Annotated in this window: 2 protein-coding genes; one reads left to right on the top strand and one right to left on the bottom strand. The window is 68.6% G+C overall.

Going from position 1 to position 2,063, the window contains the following annotated elements; all coding sequences use genetic code 11:
• Positions 1 to 9: 9 nt before the first annotated feature.
• Positions 10 to 1,128 (bottom strand): AI-2E family transporter, encoded by a 1,119-nt coding sequence (locus tag AB0M20_RS40215; RefSeq protein ID WP_364306406.1) that lies wholly within the window; start codon positions 1,126 to 1,128, stop codon positions 10 to 12.
• A gap of 114 nt (positions 1,129 to 1,242) precedes the next feature.
• On the opposite strand from AB0M20_RS40215, the gene AB0M20_RS40220 reads away from it, so the two are divergent.
• Positions 1,243 to 2,013, top strand: coding sequence for a TetR/AcrR family transcriptional regulator C-terminal domain-containing protein (locus AB0M20_RS40220; protein WP_364306408.1), 771 nt, complete (start codon positions 1,243 to 1,245; stop codon positions 2,011 to 2,013).
• Positions 2,014 to 2,063: the final 50 nt, after the last annotated feature.

Raw genomic sequence — 2,063 nt, forward strand, 5'->3', positions numbered from 1 at the left:
AGCGGCGCATCACATCGTCGGCTGGGGTTTCTGCCGAGCGGCTCCGACCGGGATCTCGTCCTCGCCGACGGTCGGCTCGGACTTGAACCGGCCCCGCCGGGTGTCCCAGATGTCGCGGGCGATGATCTGAATGATGCCGGCGACCGGGATGGCCAGCAGCGCGCCGAGGATGCCGGCCAGCTCGACCGCGATCAGGATCGCGATCAGCACGGTCAGTGGGTTCACCTTGACCGTCCGGGCAAAGATCAGCGGCTGCAGCAGGTGGTTCTCCAGCTGCTGGTACAGCACGAAGAAGATGATCACGACGATGCCGGCGGTGGTGGAGTCGACGAACGCCGCCAGCGTCGCGACGATCGCCCCCAGGGTGGCACCCACCAGCGGGATCAGATCGGCGAGCCCGACGAACAACGCGATCAGGCCGGCATACGGCACGCCCATGACGGCGAGCACCACGTAGGTCAGGGTGCCGCAGATGATGCTGATGAGCAGGTTGCCGGTGATGTAGCCGGTGATGGTCTTGGCGCAGTCGTGGCCGACCCGGCGGATGCGCTCAGCACGCCGCTCGTCGAACAGCGCGCGGAACCCGGTGACGACCTTCGGCGCCTCCAGCACCATGAGGTACGCGAGCACGAAGATGGTCACGATGCCCGCGACGCTGGTCGCCGCGCCCCGCAGAACGGCCAGCGTGGGCGCCCCGAGGCGGCCGGCGTACTCGCGGAACCGATCGGCGTTGTTCTGCGCGTACTCGAGCAGATTGAACCGTTCGATCAGGCCGCCCACCGGGCCACGGCCCGCCCGCGCGTCCTCCACGATCTTTGGGAAGTCCGCCACCACCTGCGTTCCCTCGCGGACCAGCGGCACGACGAACAGCGTGATCAACCCGCCGATCAGAACGAACGCGACAAGGAAGACCAGCAGCGTGGCCAGCCAGCGCTTGCCGAACGCGGCCCGGCGCTGCACCCAGGAGACCGCCGGGTTCAACGCGACCGCGAAGAACACCGCGATCACGATCCAGGTCAGCACCTGGCTGGTCGCCCGAACCAGGAAATACAACAGAACGGTCGCTACGACCAGGCCGATGACGACGAGCGTCCGCCTGGCGACAAATCGAGTGTCTTCACTGCTCACCGCGGGTCGATACCCGATGCATCGACCACCAAACCGGAGCCGGACCGATAACGCCCACAGCGCATGGCAGAATTCGGGCTCCACGCCGCACGCTCGCTGTTGGCCGGAGGATCGATGACGGAGCAGGACACTCCCGAGGCTCGTGCCGGTGCCGCGGCGGTGACCGTCGCGGGCGGACCGGGGTCCGGTCGTCCGGGTCTCGATCAGCGGCGGATCCTCGGCGCCGCGGTGCAGTTCATCGACGAGTACGGGTTGCGGGAGCTGAGCATGCGCCGCCTCGGCGCGTACCTCGGGGTGGAAGGCATGGCCCTCTATCGGTACGTGCCCGGCCGGGAAGCACTGCTCGACGGCGTGGTGGAGACGGTCGTCGACGAGTTGTTCGGTGACCCCGACGTGCACCTCGAGGCACACGCCGGCTGGGTGGACTACCTGCAGCGCCTGGCGCACGGCCTGCGCCGCATCGCCCTGGCCCACCCCGAGGTCTTTCCGCTGGTGGCGACCCGGCCGCCGGCGGCACCCTGGATCCGGCCGCCGCTGCGCAGTCTGCGCTGGATCGAGTCGATGTTGCAGGTGATGACCTCGGCCGGCTTCAGCGACGAGGCGGCCGCGGCGGCGTACCGGGCCTTCAGCAGCTTCCTGCTCGGGCACCTGCTGCTGGAGGTCTCGGCGCTGGGTGTGGACACCGGGCCGGTCGAGGAGCCGGACGTGTCACCGATCGCCGATCTGGCCTCGTATCCGATCCTGCAGCGGATGGAACCGCACCTGGCCCAGGACGTGGCCGCCCAGGACTTCGAGGAGGCGCTCGAGGCGTTGCTGGACCGGGTGGGGCTGCTGCTGCCGCCGCGACGCAGGCCGCGCAAAGTTGCCGTTCCCAAAAACCTTTGACGAGCCGTTTACCACGTAAAGGCGCGGGCACTCCGTCGTTGTCGAGAGCT

It is taken from the genome of Actinoplanes sp. NPDC051633 (assembly GCF_040681735.1).
In the GTDB taxonomy this organism is placed as follows: domain Bacteria; phylum Actinomycetota; class Actinomycetes; order Mycobacteriales; family Micromonosporaceae; genus Actinoplanes.